A 15,220-nucleotide genomic window follows, 5' to 3' on the forward strand; every position below is an offset into this window, starting at 1 on the left:
GCCGTTCGTGACGATCTTGGGGTGGGGTTAGCGGTCCCTTAAGTTTCGCTGTGCCGCGCGCACGCCGATCACTCGGCCCGTGGGCGCGCCGCGCCGGGAAACACCCGGTCCGTCCCGTGCGCCCCGCCGCCGCCACGTGGTCGCCGCCTGAGCTCTGTCTTAAGTGGCCCGCGCGGCGCCGGTCGGACGTCTTGAGACGGGTCATGCCGCTGGCTACCGTCGCACCACCCCCGCCACGGCCGCCCCCGGCCGTTCCCCGCGCACCGGGAGAAACAGGATTTCGCACATGGCTGACGAGCACGCGCCGCCCCGGCAGGCCCCCGCGCACCGGGGGAGGCCGCGGCGGTGGGTCGGCCCGGCGACGGGTCGGTCCCGCGGGCGGCTTCCTCGGCGGCCGGCGGGACACGGGAGAGGTCCGCGACGGCCGCCACGGGATCCCGCCCGGGGCGGGGCACGCCCTTCCCGAGCGGAGCGGAGAGGCGCACCGGATGCATAGTCAGCACCCTCCCGTGGGGCTCGCCGCGTGACCCGCCGGACACGGCGCTCCGGTCGCCCGGCCTGGCCCGACGGCAGCTCGTGGCCCGACGGCGACTCGTGGCGCGATGACCGGTCGGGGCGCGACGATCGGGGCTGGCCCGACGAGACCGCGTCGGGCGGCGGTCCGTCGTGGCGGGACGACCCGAGGTGGCGCGACGGCGCCCCGACACCGGGCGATGCCCCGACGTCGCGCGATGACCCGGCATGGTCGGATGCCGCGGCGTGGCGCGATGACCGGTCGGGGCCGCGTGACCCGTCCTGGCGCGATGACCGCGGATGGCGCGATGACCGCGGATGGCGCGATGACCGGGCGTGGCCGGACGAGCCGAGGCGGGACGGTCCGGCCCGCAGCGCGTCGGCAGGGCGCTCGGCGGCCACCCTGACGACACCACCGCGACCCGCACCACCGCAACCCGTACCCGCGGCCGTGCCGGAACGGCGCGGACCCGCCGGCCGCCGGCTCGTCGTGCTGGTGCTCTGGCTGGGGCTGCTCGCCAGCGTGCTGCCCTGGTGGCTGGAGACGCCGACCGGCTCGCTGCGCGGCACCGACGACGTGTTGATCGCCGCCGGGCGGATCACCGGCCTGGTCGCCGGTTACGTGTTGCTGGTGCAGCTGCTGCTGATGAGCCGGCTGCGGTTGCTGGAGCGGTGGATCGGCACCGAGCAGTTGGCCCGTTGGCACCGTGACATCGGCGCCACGCTCGTCATCGCGGTGCTCGCGCACACCGCGCTGATCCTGGTCGGCTACGCGGGGCTGGAGCGGCAGTCGCTGTTCGGCGAGATCCGGGTGCTACTCGGGTACGAGCACATGGTCGGCGCGTTCGCCGCCGCGGGCATCATGGTCGCGCTCGGGCTGCTCGGCATCCGGGCCGTCCGCGCGGCGCTGCCCTACGAGCTCTGGTACTACCTGCACCTGTCCAGCTACGCGGTGCTGGTGCTGGGCTTCGGGCACCAGTTCACGCACGGACAGCAGTTGTTCCGCCCCGGTCCGGTGCGCACCGGCTGGCTGGCGCTCTACGTCGTCGTGCTGGTCGCGCTCGTCTGGGGACGGGTCGTCACGCCGCTGGCCTTCAACCTCCGTCACCGGCTGCGGGTCGCCGACGTCGTCGCCGAGAGCCCCGACGTCTTCTCCATCTACCTGACCGGGCGTCGGCTGGACCGCCTCGACGTTCTCGGCGGCCAGTTCTTCCGGTGGCGCTTCCTGGCCCGCCGCTGCTGGTGGCAGTCCCACCCGTTCTCGCTCTCCGCCGCGGGCAACGGGCGGTGGCTGCGGGTGACCGTCAAGGTGGTCGGGTCGCACACCGCCGACCTGCGCGAACTGAATCCGGGGACCCGGGTCTGGGCGGTGGGCCCGGCCGGCACGTTCACCGCCGCGCACCGGCGGCGGCCGCGCGCGCTGCTGATCGCCGGCGGCAGCGGCATCGCTCCCATCCGGGCGCTGCTGGAGGAGATGCCGCCGGGCGCCGCGCTGATCTACCGGGCCCGCACCCCCGCCGACGTGCTGCTGCAGCGCGAGCTCGACTGGCTCGCCGAGGCGCGCGGAACCCAGATCTGGTACGTGGTGGGCGGTCGGGACGATCCGGCGCCCCGGCAGGCGCTCAGCGCGCGCGGACTGACCCGGCTCGTGCCCGACGTCGCCCGCCGTGACGTCTACCTCTGCGGGCCGCCCGGGCTGCTGGGGGCGGTCACGGTCGCGCTGCGGCGCGCCGGCGTACCGCGTCGGCAGATCCATCAGGCCACCTTCGAGCTGTAGTCGAGGAGATCCATTGCGCCGCGCCGTCTTCGCCGTCACCGGTCTGGCCGCCAGCACGACGCTGCTGGTGGTGCTCAAGGGCGGGCCGTCGCCGGCCCCCGTCGCGCAGAACGTTCCGGCCGGCCGGAACGGCGGGTCCGACGCGGGAGCCGTCGCCGCCGCGCCCCCGACCCCGCGGCAGCCGGGCCGGAGCGCGCCACCGCCCCGGGCCGGAAAGCCGACGCCCGCCCCGGCGGACACGGCCCCGGTGACCGCCACCGGCCCGGTCGTCACCAACCAGTACGGCCGGGTCCAGGTGCGGGTCACGATGCTGCGCGGGCGGATCAGCGACGTGACCGCCGTGGAGCTGCCGCAGGAGACGGCGGAATCGTCGCGGCGCAGCGAGCGCGTCGACGCCGCCTACAGCGGACCGGCGGGTCAGGTCGTGGGCCGGCAGAGCGCCGAGCTGGACACCGTCTCCGGGGCGACGGCCACGAGCGAGAGCTACCGCAACTCGCTGGCGGCGGCGATCGACGCGGCGGCGGGAGGGCGGCGTGGCTGACCGGTCGGGGGTCGTCCAGCGGCCGGGGCTGCGCCGGGTCGAGCACCTCATGGGCACCGCGGTCAGCCTCGATCTCGCCGACGACCTGCCCCGGGCCCGGCTCGACGAGCTCGCCGACGGGGTGTTCGACTGGCTGCACGAGGTGGACCGGCGGTTCAGCACGTACCGGACGGACAGCGAGGTGTCCCGGCTCGACCGGCGGGAGCTGCCGCACCGGGAGATCTCGGACGACCTGCGCGCGGTGCTGCTGCGCTGCGCCGAGCTGTGGCGGGAAACGGACGGCTACTTCGACAGCTACGCCACCGGCCGCCTGGACCCCTCCGGCTACGTGAAGGGGTGGGCGGTGCAGGTCGCCTCCGACCGGCTGGTCGCCGCGGGGGCGGCCAACCACTGCCTCAACGCGGGCGGCGACGTGCGGGTACGCGGGCACAACGCGGACGGCGACCCGTGGCGGATCGGGGTGCGGCATCCGGGGGACCCGCACCGGACGTCCTGGGTGCTCACCGGCACGGATCTCGCGGTGGCGACCTCCGGGGTGTACGAGCGGGGCCACCACGTGATCGACCCGCGCCGGGGGGTGGCGGCCTGGGGGCTGCGCTCGGTGACCGTGGTCGGACCGGATCTGGGCACGGCCGACGCGTACGCGACCGCGGCGGTGGCGATGGGCGCGGCCGGCGCGGGGTGGGCGGTCGCGCTGCCGGGGTACGACTGCGCCGTGGTGATGGACGACGAGCACTGCGTGCAGTCGGCGGGACTGCCGGTCGCGGGATAGCCCCCGGGCGGTCGGTCAGGCGCGGACCGGGCGGTGGGTGCCGGCGGGGCGCGAACCGGTCGGGCGTGAGCTGCCCGGGCCGGCGCCGCCGGGGCGGGTCCCCGCCCAGCGCAGCTGCCGGAAGCCCGCCGCGTCGGCCTCGACCCCGCCGGGCAACCCCACCTCGTTCAGACCTGGCATGTCTGCCCCCACCCGCGCCCGGACCAGGGCCGCTACCCGCGTTAACGAGCGCGGGGCCCCGGTGGTCGCTGCGACGCGGACCCGCCGGGGTGAACCGGGGGCGGTCACGCCCGGTGCAGCCGCGGCAGCGGTCGGGGCGCCCGCGCGGTCATCAGGTGCCGCGGCGAGGTGGTGCGGGCGTCGACCACCATGTCCTGCACGGCGTACGAGGCCGGGAGCTGCCACCGCGTCTCCTCCGGGGCCACCACCCACCGCACCGGCCCCTCGGGTAGCACGGTCGGTGGCGCCGGCACCCACGACCCGCGGCCGTGCCGGACCACGTCCAGCGAGTCGGCGAGTTCGGGACGCAGCGGGTCGCCGGGGCGTACCAGGAACATCCAGCGTCCGGTCGGCGTCACCGCGACCGGTCCGCGGACCCGGCCGCGGTCGGACCCGGCTATCCGGGCGTGCAACCGGGCGGCGCCGAGCACCCAGAGCCCGAGATGTGTGGGCACATCGAGGACGTCGAAGGCGCGGCCGGTGGCCAGCAGCACCGCGTGCGGGTGACGCTGCCACCAGGCGGCGACCTGCCGCGGATCCCGGGTTGCCGCCTGCTCCCAGCGCTCCAGCGCGGGGTGGCAGCCGATGGTCGGGCAGCCCGGCCGTCCGCAGACGAAGCGGCCGCGGCTCAGGCAGGCGCCCGGCGTCACCTCCCATCCGTGATCCGCGTAGCGCAGCGCGCGGTTGCGCAGTCGCGCCCGGACCAGAGGCGATCGTTCGCTCCACCCCATGGTTGGACCCCCCCAACCTTGCCGGCCGGTGTCACGCCGGCCATCGATCACCGTCACCCACACGTCACGTTGTCGTTGCCATTCACAGGGAGCCATTTGCAAGTTGCACCAAAAATTACGAGCATCGGTCGACGCGGCAACGCACATGCTGTGCGATCGGTCGCCAGGGGTGAGACTGGGCGACGGCATCGTCGCCTTCTTGCGAGATCCGGCAGGGGGACACGCGAGACGCGAGGGGGGAGGGGACGAACGTGGATGAGCTGCCCATCGGGCGCCGCGTGGCGTACTGGCGCGGGCGCCGCAAGATGTCGCAGCAGGTCTTCGCCGACCGGCTGGGAAAGTCGAAGAGCTGGGTGGACAAGGTCGAGCGGGGGGTCCGCCGGCTCGACAAGTTCTCCGTCGTCTACGAGATCGCCGACGTGCTGCAGCTCGACGTCCAGCTCCTGCTCGGGCGGGAGCCGGAGCGGCGCCCGGACAGCATCAGCTGCATCGATCAGATCGAGGTCGAGGAGATCCGCGCCGCCCTCGAGCGCTACGACTGCATCAGCGCGTTCTTCGACGCGGCGCCCCAGCCGCCGCCGGTGCCCGAGATCCGCAAGGCGGTCAGCCACGCCTGGTTGACGTACCAGCACGCCAAGTACGGCGTGCTCGCCCGGGCGTTGCCGAAGCTGCTGCGCGATGCGCAGGCCGCCGACACGGCGCACGGCTCGGGCGACCAGGCGCCGGAGGCGGCCCATCTGTTGGGGCAGGTCTACCAGATCGCCTCGTCGGCGTTGCGCAAGCTCGGCGAGCACGAGCTCTCCTGGCTCGCGGCCGACCGGTCCATCGCGGTCTCCCAGCGGGCCGGCGACCCGCTGCTCGCCGGGGTCGCCACGTACCGGGTCGGCAACGCGTTGCTCGCGCTCGGGCGGGCCCGCCCCGCGCTCGAGGTCAACGTCAACATCGCCAATCGGCTCGCCCCCGGCAACGGCGACGAGGCCTCCCCGCAGCGGCTGTCGGTCTACGGGATGCTGCTGCTGCAGGGCGCGATGGCGGCGGCCCGGATCGGCGACAGCGCGACGGTGCGCGACCTGCTGCACGGGGCCGACGAGGCGGCCCGGGCGCTCGGCGGGGACCACAACCACTACTGGACGAGTTTCGGCCCGACGAACGTGCAGCTGCACCGTGCGGCGGCCGCGGTCGAGCTCGGCGAGGGGCGGTACGCCGTCGAGACGCACGAGACGATCGACCACGAGGGCTTCGCGTCGCTGTTGCCGGAGCGTCGGGCGCACCACCTGCTGGACATCGCCCGCGGCTACACGCAGCTGGGCGACGTCGAGAAGGCCAGCGAAATGCTGCTGGAGGGGGACCGGCTGGCGCCCGCCGAGATCCGCTGCCGTCCGATCGCCCACGAGGTGATGTCCGACGTCCTGCGCCGGACCCGGGGCACCCCGCCGGCGCCGATCGCGGAGCTGGCCGAGCACATGGGAGTGGGCGTATGAGCCGGGCCCGGTGGGCATGAGCGACCCGCTGCCCGGCCGGGGCGTGCTCTACGTGATCTGCTGCGGGTCGCCGGCGGCCCGCGACGTCGGCGAGCTGGTCGCGATGGCGCAACGCGAGCGCTGGGAGGTCTGCGTGGTCGTCACGCCGGACGGGCGCAAGTTCGTCGACGTGCCGGCCATCGTCGTGCAGACCGGTTTTCCGGTGCGCACCTCGTACAAGAACCCCGGCGACCCGGACGTGCTGCCCCCGCCGGACGCCATCATCGTGGCGCCGGCGACGGTCAACACGATCAACAAGTGGGCGGCCGGGATCGCGGATACGTTGGCGCTCGGGTTGCTGGTCGAGGGGCAGGGTAAGGGGCTGCCGATCGTCGCGGTGCCGTTCACCAACGCGGCGATGGCCGCGCACCCGGCGTTCCGGGAGAGTCTCGCCCGGCTGCGGCGCTGGGGGGTCAGCGTGCTCTTCGGCGACGACGTGATGCCGCTGCACGCGCCGGGCACCGGCGACAAGCACCTGGACCGGTTCCCGTGGCGCAAGGCGCTCGACGCGCTCGGCGCGCGGCTGGCGGCGCGCAACCACCGGCGCTGACGCCGTGCGGACACCGGCGGCGGCGCGCGGCGGCGCAGCGTGCGGCGGCGCAGCGTACAGCGGGGGTCGGTAAGCTGCCGGCCGTGGGCACAACTGGATCCGGCGCGGTGCGCGTGGCCGACGTGGTGGCGGCGCTGGACCGACGCTACCCGCCGGCGTGGGCGCAGCAATGGGACCGGGTCGGACTGGTGGTCGGCGACCCCGCGCTGCCGGTGCGACGGGTGCTCTGCGTCGTCGACTGCGTGCCGGAGACGCTCGCGGAGGCGCTCGACGTCGGGGCCGACCTGATCGTGGCGCACCACCCGCTGCTGCTGCGCGGCGTCTCCTCGGTGGCCGCCACCACGTACAAGGGTCGGATCGTCCATGACCTGATCAAGCGCGACGTCGCGCTCTACGTCGCACACACCAACGCCGACGTGGCCAACCCCGGCGTCTCCGACGCGCTCGCGGCCCGGCTCGGCCTGTGCGATCTGCGCCCGCTGTCGCCGGCCCCGCCGGACGACCCGGCCGCGGGGCAGGGGCGGGGTATTGGTCGGGTCGGCCGACTGCCCGAGCCGCTCACGCTCGCCGAGCTGACCGCGCGCGCCGCCCGCGCGCTGCCCGCCACCGCGTGGGGGGTACGCGCCGCCGGCGACCCGCAGCGGGTGATCGAGACGGTCGCGGTCAGCGGCGGCGCGGGCGACTCCTTCCTGGCCGCCGCGACCGCGGCCGGCGCCGACGCCTACCTCACCGCCGACCTGCGTCACCATCCGGCCAGCGAGCACGTCGCGGCCGGCGGGCCGGCGCTGCTGGACGCCGCGCACTGGGCGACCGAGCGGCCGTGGCTGGACGAGCTCGCCGAATGGCTGCGCGACACGCTGGCGCTGGAGACGCTGGTCTCCGACCTCGACACCGACCCGTGGACGTTGCACGCCGCATCCGGCACCCCCGCCGTGACCGGCGCCCCGACCGTGAAGGAGCCCCGCCCGTGAAGGCCGACCCGCAATCCCAGCGCCGTCTGCTCGATCTGCAGGCCATCGACACCGCGCTCGCCCAGCTCGCCCACCGGCGGCGGACCCTGCCGGAGCACGCGGAGCTGGACGCGCTGGCGCGCGAGCTGTCGGCGCTGGAGGACGAGCGGGTCCGCGCGCAGGTCGCCGTCGATGACATCGACCGCGACATCGTGCGGTTCGAGCGGGACATCGAGCAGGTGCGGGTCCGCAAGGACAAGGACCAGGCGCGGCTGGCCGCGGGGACCGGGCCGGCGCGGGAGCTGACCGCGCTGGAGCACGAGTTGGCCTCGCTGAACCGGCGGCAGACCGAGCTGGAGGACGCCGAGCTGGAGCTGATGGAGCAGCGGGAGGCGGCGCAGGGCGTACTCACCGCCGTCGAGCAGCGGCTGGCGGCGGCGCGGGAGCGGCGCGCGGAGACCGAGACCCGGCGGGACGAGGCGCTGTCGGAGATCACCCGCGAGGAGCAGTTCAAGACCACGTCGCGGGCGCCGCTCGCCGGCGACCTGCCGGCCGACCTGGTGGGGCTCTACGACAAGATCCGTGAGACCTCCGGCGGGCTCGGCGCCGCGCTGCTGACGGCCGGTCGCTGCGGCGGCTGCCGGATCGAGCTGTCCGGGGCCGACCGGGCACGGATCAGGGCGGCGTCCCCCGACGACGTGGTGCGCTGCGAGGAGTGCCGGCGGATCATGGTCCGGACCGCTGAGTCCGGCCTGTGACCGTGCACCGCAGGGTCGTCATCGAGGCCGACGGCGGCTCGCGCGGCAACCCGGGGCCCGCCGGCTACGGCGCGGTGGTGCGCGGCGCCGGCGGCGAGGTGCTGGCCGAACGCTCCGAGTCGATCGGGGTGGCGACGAACAACGTCGCGGAGTACAGCGGCCTGATCGCCGGCCTGGAGGCGGCCGCCGAGCTGGGCGCGACCGAGGTCGAGGTCCGGATGGACTCGAAGCTGGTCGTGGAGCAGATGTCCGGCCGCTGGCAGATCAAGAACCCGGGGCTGCGGCCGCTGGCCGCCCGCGCGGCGGCGCTGAGCCGGGGTTTCGACGCGGTGCGCTACGGCTGGATTCCGCGGGAGCGCAACAAGCACGCCGACGCCCTGGCCAACGCCGCGATGGACGTGGCGGCGGGGAAGACCCCGAAGACCGTGCGCACCGTCGAGGTGGCCGAGCCCGAGCCGGAGCCGCGCGAGGTGGCCGCGCCGGACTCGCCGGCCCGCGCGCAGGCGCGGCAGGTCGCGGCGCAGGCACGGGAGACGGCCGCACAGGCGCGGGAGTCGGGGGCGCAGCCGGGCGGAGCCCGGGCCGACGCGCCGACGGCGCGCAGCTCGTGGGAGCCGCGGCCGGCGACCGCGGCGACGCGGCTGCTGCTGGTGCGGCACGGCGAGACCGAGCGGACCGCGCAGCGCCGCTACTCCGGCCGGGGCGACGTGCCGCTGTCGGAGCGCGGCGCGGCGCAGGCGGCGGCGACCGCGGCGCGGATCGCGGCGCTGGCCCCGTCGGTCGCGGCCGTGGTCACCTCGCCGCTGGCCCGGTGTACGGCGACGGCCGAGGCGATCGCCGGGGCGCTCGGCGGGACGCCGGTGCTGCCGGAGCGGGACCTGGTCGAGTGCGACTTCGGGGAGTGGGAGGGCTGCACGTTCGCCGAGGTACGCGAGCGCTGGCCGGCCGAGATGGACGCGTGGCTTGCCTCGACGAGCGTCGCTCCGCCCGGCGGTGAGGCGTTCATCGAGGTCGGCGCGCGGGTGCGCCGCGCGGTGTCCGGTCTCCTGCAGACGTACCGCGGGCAGACCGTCGTGGTGGTCTCGCACGTCTCGCCGCTGAAGCTGATGCTGCGCGACGCGCTCGCCGCCAATGACGCCTTCCTGCACCGGCTCTACCTGGACCCGGCCGGTCTGTCCATCGTGGACACGTGGCCGGACGGCGGGGTCGCGGTGCGCGCGGTCAACGACACCGCCCACCTGGTCGAGGGATAGCGGCCCCGCCACTCGATCAAGGCGGGCTCCGCCGTTCGGCGCAGCGCGTCGGCCATTCGGCGCGCCGGCCCGTCCGTCAACGGTGGCCGCCGTCTCGGCCGGGGATACCCTGCGGCCGATTCGTGGGATCGGGACGGTCGGGGAGGGTATCGGCATGGATGAATCTGACGTCGGTCCGGCGCCGGAGGCCGTCGCCTCCAGGGCGAAGGACCGCAGCCCGTGGAACTGGCTGCTGTTCGTGCCGATCGTGGTGCCGCTGCTGACCCCGCTGTTCAACCGCGAGACGCCGCGGCTGTTCGGCTTCCCCGCCTTCTACTGGTTGCAGTTCGCCTTCATCCTGCTCGGCGTGGGCACCACGACGCTGGTGTACCAGATGACGAAGAAGCGGGGGTGACGCGGCGATGTGGCGCGATCATCTGACCGAGATCATCATCTTCACCGCGCTCTTCCTGTTCGTCAGCGCGATGGGGTTCGTCGCGGCGCGGTGGCGCGCGCCCAAGGACATGGCGCACCTCGACGAGTGGGGGCTGGGCGGACGCAACTTCGGCGGCTGGATCACCTGGTTCCTGCTCGGCGGTGACCTCTACACCGCGTACACCTTCGTCGCGGTGCCGGCGTTGCTCTTCGGCGCCGGGGCCGCGGGCTTCTTCGCGGTGCCGTACACCGTGATCATCTATCCGATGGTCTTCCTGGTGCTGGTGCGGCTCTGGTCGGTGTCGCACCGCCACGGCTTCGTCACCCCGGCGGACTTCGTCCGCCACCGGTTCGGCTCGCCGACCCTCGCCCTGGTCATCGCGATCACCGGCATCGTGGCGACCATGCCGTACATCGCGTTGCAGCTGGTCGGCATCGAGGCGGTGCTCAAGACCATGGGCCTGACCGGGGAGGGGGCGCTCGCCCGGCACCTGCCGATCATCGTGGCCTTCGCGATCCTGGCCGCCTACACCTACCAGTCCGGCCTGCGGGCGCCGGCGCTGATCGCCTTCGTCAAGGACACGCTGATCTACATCGTGATCCTGGCCGCGGTCATCTACATCCCGTACAAGCTGGGCGGCTGGGGAGCGATCTTCGACGCCGCGGACGCGAAGTTCTCCGCGTCGCCGGCGCCGAACGACGGGGTGCTGCTCAACCAGAACAACCAGCTGCAGTACATCACCCTCGCGCTCGGCTCGGCGCTGGCGCTCTTCCTCTACCCGCACAGCCTCACCAGCGTGCTGGCGAGCAAGAACCGCGACGTGATCAAGCGGAACATGTCGGCGCTGCCGGCGTACAGCTTCCTGCTCGGGCTGATCGCGCTGCTGGGCTTCATGGCGATCGCCGCGGGGGTCACGCCGCTGCCCGGCGCGAAGCCGGGCACGGTCGACAACAACACCGTGGTGCCGCTCCTCTTCGACCAGCAGTTCCCCGGCTGGTTCACCGGGATCGCGTTCGCGGCGATCGGCATCGGCGCGTTGGTGCCGGCGGCCATCATGTCGATCGCGGCGGCGAACCTGTTCACCCGGAACATCTACAAGGAGTACCTGCGGCGCGACGCCACCCCGGCGCAGGAGGCGAACGTTTCGAAGATCACCTCGCTGCTGGTGAAGGTCGGCGCGGTGGCCTGCATCGTCTTCCTCGACCCGCAGTTCTCCATCGACCTGCAGCTGATCGGCGGCGTCATCATCCTGCAGACCCTGCCGGCGGTCGCGCTCGGCCTCTACACCCGGTGGTTCCATCGCGGCGCGCTCATCGCCGGCTGGGCGGCCGGGATGGGGCTCGGGATGTGGATGCTCTACCAGATCCCGAACCCGGCGGCCAAGCGTGCCCACTTCGGCGGCTCGGCCTTCCCCCTGGAGAAGTTCGGCTTCGACACCCCGAGGACGGTGTACGTCGGCCTGGTCGCCGTGCTGGTGAACCTGCTGGTCGCCGCGGTGCTGACGCTCGCGCTGCGGGCGGCCAAGGTGCCGGAGGGGGTCGACGGGACGACGCCGGCGGACTACTTCGCCGACGAGACCGACCCGCGGGTCGGCGCCGAGCCGCGGGAGCAGAGCGGGGCCGCGGTGCAGCCGGCCCCCCAGGTCTGAGGCGGCGCGGTGGCCCCGCCCGCGACGCGGGCGGGGCCACCGCGCTCATCGCGTCCGGCGGGTGTGCGCGTCGAGTGACTCGTTGAGCCGGCGCATCAGCATGGCCAGCGCGCGCCGGTCGCCGGGGGACCAGTCGGCGAGGATCTCGCCGTAGAGCGCGGTGCGCGCGGCCCGCACGGCGTCGACCCGGTTCAGACCCGCCCGCGTTGCCCTGATCACCGCCCCGCGTCCGTCGTGCGGGTCGGGCTCGCGGGTGACCAGGCCGTCGCGCTGCATCGCCGACACCTGCCGGGTGACCGTCGAGCCGTCGAGGTTGAGACGCGCGGCCAGCGCCGAGACGTTCTGCGGGCCGGCGTCCTGCAGGTGCCGCAGGATCACGTACGCGGCGCGGTCCAGCGAGCGGTGCGCCGCGACCGGGGTGGCCCGCCGGGTCGCCTCGCCCAGCCGCATCAGCAGCGCCACCTCGGTCTCGATCTGCCCGAGGGCCGCGTCGTCGTCCATAGCTGTATGATACAGATGAAGTATCTGTACTATACAGCTATATGGGAGGCGACGTGGGCCGACAGGACGAACCGAACCGCGGTGCCATCTACGCCACCACGCTGGTGGCCTTCCTCGCCATCGCCGGCATCGCCGTCGTCGACCCGATCCTGCCGGTCATCGGCGACGCGATCGGGGTCTCCGCGTGGCAGGTCGAGCTCCTCTTCACCGCGTACATCGCGGTGATGGCGGTGGGGATGATCCCCGCGACCCTGGCGAGCGGCCGCTTCGGCTTCAAGCCGGTGCTGGTCACCGGCGTCGCGGTGGTGGGCGCGGCCGCCATCCTGGCCTCGTTCAGCAACGACATCGTGCAGCTCTCGGTGCTGCGCGGCGTCTGGGGCCTCGGCAACGCGATGTTCTTCGCCACCGCGATGGTCGTGCTCGTCGCGCTCGCCACCGACCGGGAGTGGGTGGTCGGGCTCTTCGAGACCGCGCTCGGGCTCGGCTTCGCCGTGGGGCCGCTGATCGGCGGGCTGCTCGGCCGGCTGACCTGGCGGCTGCCGTTCTTCGTCTGCGGGGTGTTCATGGTGCTCGCCCTGGCCGTGGCCGCGCGCCGGCTGCGCGAGCCCGCCACGAAGCAGCCCCCCGTCACGGTGGCCGCCATCTTCGGCACGTATCGCCGGCCGGCGTTCGTCGCGCTCTGCGCGGTGACCGCCGCGTACAACTTCGTCTTCTTCGTGATCCTCGGCTACACGCCGCTGTTCCTGCGCCTCGACGTCGTGCCGCTCGGTCTGGCCTTCACCGGCTGGGGACTCGGCCTCGCCGCCGGCATCCTGGTCATCGGTCACCGGCTCGCGCACCGCATCGGCGCGGTCCAGACCGTCGGGATCGCGGTCGCCGGGCTGCTCGGCTGCCTGGCGCTCTTCGCCACCTCGACCGGGCTGACCGAGTCGCTCATCGCGCTGCTGCTGGCCGGGCTCTGCATGGGGCTGGCCAACGCCAATCTCACCGACCTGGCGCTCGGACTCGGGTCGCCGGACCGCCGGGTCGCGACCGGCGCTTTCAACCTGGTCCGCTGGGGCGCCGCCGCCCCCGCGCCGATCATCTCCGGCAAGCTGGCCGAGCACTCCGACACGCTGCCGTTCTGGGCCGGGGCCGCGGTGCTGTCCGCCGGCGCGCTGGTCTACCTGGCCTGCGCGCACCTGATGGCCGCCGGATACGGCGAACGGGTGCTCTGGTCGCGCTGGAACCGGCGGGCCCGCGCCGCGGAGCGGACGCCGGAAGAGGCGGTCGGCGAGGCCTACTGACTCCGTCCGGCGGTGCCGCGCAGATCGCCGCCGCCGGGCGGTAACCGGGCCGCGTGACGCGGGGAGTACGACCTACTCGCCGCGTCACGCGGCCCCCCTGGCCCTCAGGTGACGGCCCGGACCAGCAGCACGAGGCCGATCACGGTACCGAAGAGCACGATCAGGGTCCTGAGCACGGCCGGCGGCAGCCGGCGGACCAGCCGGGCGCCGCCGTAGCCACCGGTGACCGTCGCCGGCGCGAGCACCGCCACCGCCGCCCAGTTGACCGGTCCGAAGGTGGCGAAGACCGCCACGGTGGTGAGGCCGACGACCGCGGAGAGCAGGTTCTTCAGCGCGCTGACCCGGGCCAGCGTCTCGTCGAGCACCAACGCCAGCCCGGCCACCAGCATCACGCCGAGCGCGGCGCCGAAGTAACCGCCGTAGAGCGATCCGAGCCCGACCATCGCGTGCAGCGTGACCCCGCGGCGGCGCGCGGACAGCTCGGCGGGATGCCCGACCACCCGCCGCAGCCGGTCCTGGAAGGCGAGCACCGCCGTCGCGCCGAGCACCAGGAACGGCACCACCAGCTCGAACGCGCGCGGCGGCGTGGCCAGCAGCAGACCGCATCCGGCGACCGCGCCGAGCACCGCCGTGGGGATCAGCCGGCGCAAGCGGGCGGGCGGCAGGTCACGACGGCTCCCGACCACGCTGGCCAGGTAGCCCGGACAGACCGCCACCGAGTTGGTGACGTTGGCCGCGATCGGCGGCAGGCCGGTCGCGATCAAGGTCGGGAACGTGATGAGCGAGCCGCCGCCGGCGACCGCGTTGACGGTGCCCGCGCCCAGTCCGGCCGCGAGCAGCACTGCCGCTTCGCTGAGATCCATCGTCGCTGAGGCTAGTACCCCGGCATTACGGGCGATAGCGCGCAACCACCGGCGGTTGTCGTCTTTTGCGCCGACCGGACCACCTGCAGCCGGCTGAGGGACATACCTCAGAGTCATAAATATGCCTCTCGGGCATATCCCTCCCAAAGATCCCGTGGGCGGCCGAGCGTGCCCCGATTCGGGAAGAAACCGCGGCCCCGTAGCATTGGACAAGCGACGGACGAGTCGACCGGGCGGTCGCGTCGGCGGGGCCAACGCCCCGCCGCCGAGGAACGTCCGGACTCCACAGGGCAGGGTGGTTGCTAACGGCAACCCGGGGCGACCCGCGGGACAGTGCCACAGAAAACAAACCGCCGAGCCCGCTCGGTAAGGGTGAAACGGTGGGGTAAGAGCCCACCAGCATCCCGGGTGACCGGGGTGGCTAGGTAAACCCCACCCGGAGCAAGGCCAAGAAGGGTCCTCACCGCGAGGTGATGGCCTGCGCAGGCGATCGAGGGCGGCCCGCCCGATGCCTGCGGGTAGGCCGCTGGAGCCTGTCGGCAACGGCAGGCCGAGATGGATGACCGCCCCCGGCGACAACGGCAACGGTGCCGCCGGGCACAGAATCCGGCGTACAGGTCGACTCGTCCGCCGCCCACCAGGTCAGAGCCGCGATCAAGGCTCTGGCCTGGTTCTATTTCCGGGCGGGGATGGTCGGTGATGGTCAACGTTGCTCGGCGTTCCACGCCCTGAAGACGCCCTGACGCCCTGGAGACGCCCCTGACTTGAGCTGTGGAGCTTCAGGCTGGAAGTCGTAGTTCGCGGGTCCAAGCCGCAACAGGGCCACGGCGGCGAGGACTGTCAGCATCGCACCGGTCGCGAGCCATCATCGGCCCGGCCACGGCGCAGGTGCTGCCGTGACCAAGCGTCGCTGGCGGACGCGG

14 protein-coding genes, 1 other RNA gene and 1 pseudogene are annotated in these 15,220 nt (G+C 73.8%); 12 read left to right on the forward strand and 4 right to left on the reverse strand.

Annotated elements, in window-relative coordinates; all coding sequences use genetic code 11:
* The first annotated feature begins 964 nt into the window (after positions 1-964).
* The 3 genes from BLW47_RS15065 to BLW47_RS15075 are packed head-to-tail and all read left to right on the forward strand — an operon-like array spanning position 965 to position 3,603.
* A complete protein-coding gene (locus BLW47_RS15065; protein WP_245736669.1) occupies positions 965-2,290 on the forward strand; it encodes a ferredoxin reductase family protein in 1,326 nt (441 codons plus the stop codon).
* Between the two features lie 13 nt (positions 2,291-2,303).
* A complete protein-coding gene (locus BLW47_RS15070) occupies positions 2,304-2,831 on the forward strand; it encodes an FMN-binding protein (RefSeq protein WP_091556901.1) in 528 nt (175 codons plus the stop codon).
* A 49-nt stretch (positions 2,832-2,880) separates the two neighbouring features.
* Positions 2,881-3,603 carry an FAD:protein FMN transferase gene (locus BLW47_RS15075; protein WP_091558075.1) on the forward strand — a complete coding sequence of 241 codons (723 nt, stop codon included), beginning with the start codon at positions 2,881-2,883 and terminating at the stop codon, positions 3,601-3,603.
* A 15-nt stretch (positions 3,604-3,618) separates the two neighbouring features.
* Here BLW47_RS15075 and BLW47_RS25130 read toward each other — a convergent pair whose 3' ends face one another.
* Both BLW47_RS25130 and BLW47_RS15080 read right to left on the reverse strand, forming a co-directional pair.
* Positions 3,619-3,783: a hypothetical protein gene (locus tag BLW47_RS25130; RefSeq protein ID WP_175543647.1), complete on the reverse strand. Its 165-nt coding sequence runs from the start codon at positions 3,781-3,783 to the stop codon at positions 3,619-3,621.
* A gap of 104 nt (positions 3,784-3,887) precedes the next feature.
* Positions 3,888-4,553, reverse strand: coding sequence for a bifunctional DNA primase/polymerase (locus BLW47_RS15080; RefSeq protein ID WP_091556902.1), 666 nt, complete (start codon positions 4,551-4,553; stop codon positions 3,888-3,890).
* A gap of 251 nt (positions 4,554-4,804) precedes the next feature.
* Between BLW47_RS15080 and BLW47_RS15085 the strand changes: the two genes are divergently transcribed.
* The 7 genes and pseudogenes from BLW47_RS15085 (at position 4,805) to mctP (ending at position 11,647) form a co-directional block, all read left to right on the forward strand.
* A complete protein-coding gene (locus BLW47_RS15085) occupies positions 4,805-6,034 on the forward strand; it encodes a helix-turn-helix domain-containing protein (RefSeq protein ID WP_091556903.1) in 1,230 nt (409 codons plus the stop codon).
* A gap of 16 nt (positions 6,035-6,050) precedes the next feature.
* Positions 6,051-6,623 (forward strand): flavoprotein, encoded by a 573-nt coding sequence (locus BLW47_RS15090; RefSeq protein WP_091556904.1) that lies wholly within the window; start codon positions 6,051-6,053, stop codon positions 6,621-6,623.
* Positions 6,624-6,745: 122 nt separating this feature from the next.
* A pseudogene (locus tag BLW47_RS15095) lies at positions 6,746-7,581 on the forward strand (Nif3-like dinuclear metal center hexameric protein); the annotation flags it as partial.
* A 9-nt stretch (positions 7,582-7,590) separates the two neighbouring features.
* Positions 7,591-8,331 (forward strand): zinc ribbon domain-containing protein, encoded by a 741-nt coding sequence (locus BLW47_RS15100; protein ID WP_091556913.1) that lies wholly within the window; start codon positions 7,591-7,593, stop codon positions 8,329-8,331.
* A 2-nt stretch (positions 8,332-8,333) separates the two neighbouring features.
* Positions 8,334-9,584, forward strand: coding sequence for a bifunctional RNase H/acid phosphatase (locus BLW47_RS15105; protein WP_091558079.1), 1,251 nt, complete (start codon positions 8,334-8,336; stop codon positions 9,582-9,584).
* A 154-nt stretch (positions 9,585-9,738) separates the two neighbouring features.
* Positions 9,739-9,978 (forward strand): DUF3311 domain-containing protein, encoded by a 240-nt coding sequence (locus BLW47_RS15110; RefSeq protein WP_091558083.1) that lies wholly within the window; start codon positions 9,739-9,741, stop codon positions 9,976-9,978.
* Positions 9,979-9,985: 7 nt separating this feature from the next.
* Positions 9,986-11,647, forward strand: a complete 1,662-nt coding sequence (mctP, locus tag BLW47_RS15115; protein ID WP_091556918.1) for a monocarboxylate uptake permease MctP — start codon at positions 9,986-9,988, stop codon at positions 11,645-11,647.
* 45 nt (positions 11,648-11,692) lie between these two features.
* On the opposite strand, the gene BLW47_RS15120 is transcribed toward mctP, so the two are convergent.
* Positions 11,693-12,148: a MarR family winged helix-turn-helix transcriptional regulator gene (locus tag BLW47_RS15120; RefSeq protein ID WP_091556922.1), complete on the reverse strand. Its 456-nt coding sequence runs from the start codon at positions 12,146-12,148 to the stop codon at positions 11,693-11,695.
* Positions 12,149-12,201: 53 nt separating this feature from the next.
* Between BLW47_RS15120 and BLW47_RS15125 the strand changes: the two genes are divergently transcribed.
* Positions 12,202-13,434: an MFS transporter gene (locus BLW47_RS15125; protein ID WP_091556926.1), complete on the forward strand. Its 1,233-nt coding sequence runs from the start codon at positions 12,202-12,204 to the stop codon at positions 13,432-13,434.
* A gap of 104 nt (positions 13,435-13,538) precedes the next feature.
* Here the strand turns inward: BLW47_RS15125 and BLW47_RS15130 are convergent, their stop codons facing one another.
* Positions 13,539-14,297: a sulfite exporter TauE/SafE family protein gene (locus tag BLW47_RS15130; protein ID WP_091556930.1), complete on the reverse strand. Its 759-nt coding sequence runs from the start codon at positions 14,295-14,297 to the stop codon at positions 13,539-13,541.
* 221 nt (positions 14,298-14,518) lie between these two features.
* On the opposite strand from BLW47_RS15130, the gene rnpB reads away from it, so the two are divergent.
* Positions 14,519-14,927: RNase P RNA component class A (rnpB, locus tag BLW47_RS15135), an RNA gene on the forward strand.
* Positions 14,928-15,220 lie beyond the last annotated feature (293 nt).

Origin of the sequence: Micromonospora pattaloongensis, assembly GCF_900107255.1 — a bacterium.
Taxonomy (GTDB): Bacteria; Actinomycetota; Actinomycetes; order Mycobacteriales; family Micromonosporaceae; genus Micromonospora_I; species Micromonospora_I pattaloongensis.

Bases quoted from the DNA above. Each gene is read 5' to 3' on its own strand.
- BLW47_RS15075 (WP_091558075.1), top strand. From the start codon at position 2,881: ATGGGCACCGCGGTCAGCCTCGATCTCGCCGACGACCTGCCCCGGGCC.
- BLW47_RS25130 (WP_175543647.1), bottom strand. From the start codon at position 3,783: ATGCCAGGTCTGAACGAGGTGGGGTTGCCCGGCGGGGTCGAGGCCGAC.
- BLW47_RS15080 (WP_091556902.1), bottom strand. From the start codon at position 4,553: ATGGGGTGGAGCGAACGATCGCCTCTGGTCCGGGCGCGACTGCGCAAC.
- BLW47_RS15090 (WP_091556904.1), top strand. From the start codon at position 6,051: ATGAGCGACCCGCTGCCCGGCCGGGGCGTGCTCTACGTGATCTGCTGC.
- BLW47_RS15110 (WP_091558083.1), top strand. From the start codon at position 9,739: ATGGATGAATCTGACGTCGGTCCGGCGCCGGAGGCCGTCGCCTCCAGG.
- mctP (WP_091556918.1), top strand. From the start codon at position 9,986: ATGTGGCGCGATCATCTGACCGAGATCATCATCTTCACCGCGCTCTTC.
- BLW47_RS15120 (WP_091556922.1), bottom strand. From the start codon at position 12,148: ATGGACGACGACGCGGCCCTCGGGCAGATCGAGACCGAGGTGGCGCTG.
- BLW47_RS15130 (WP_091556930.1), bottom strand. From the start codon at position 14,297: ATGGATCTCAGCGAAGCGGCAGTGCTGCTCGCGGCCGGACTGGGCGCG.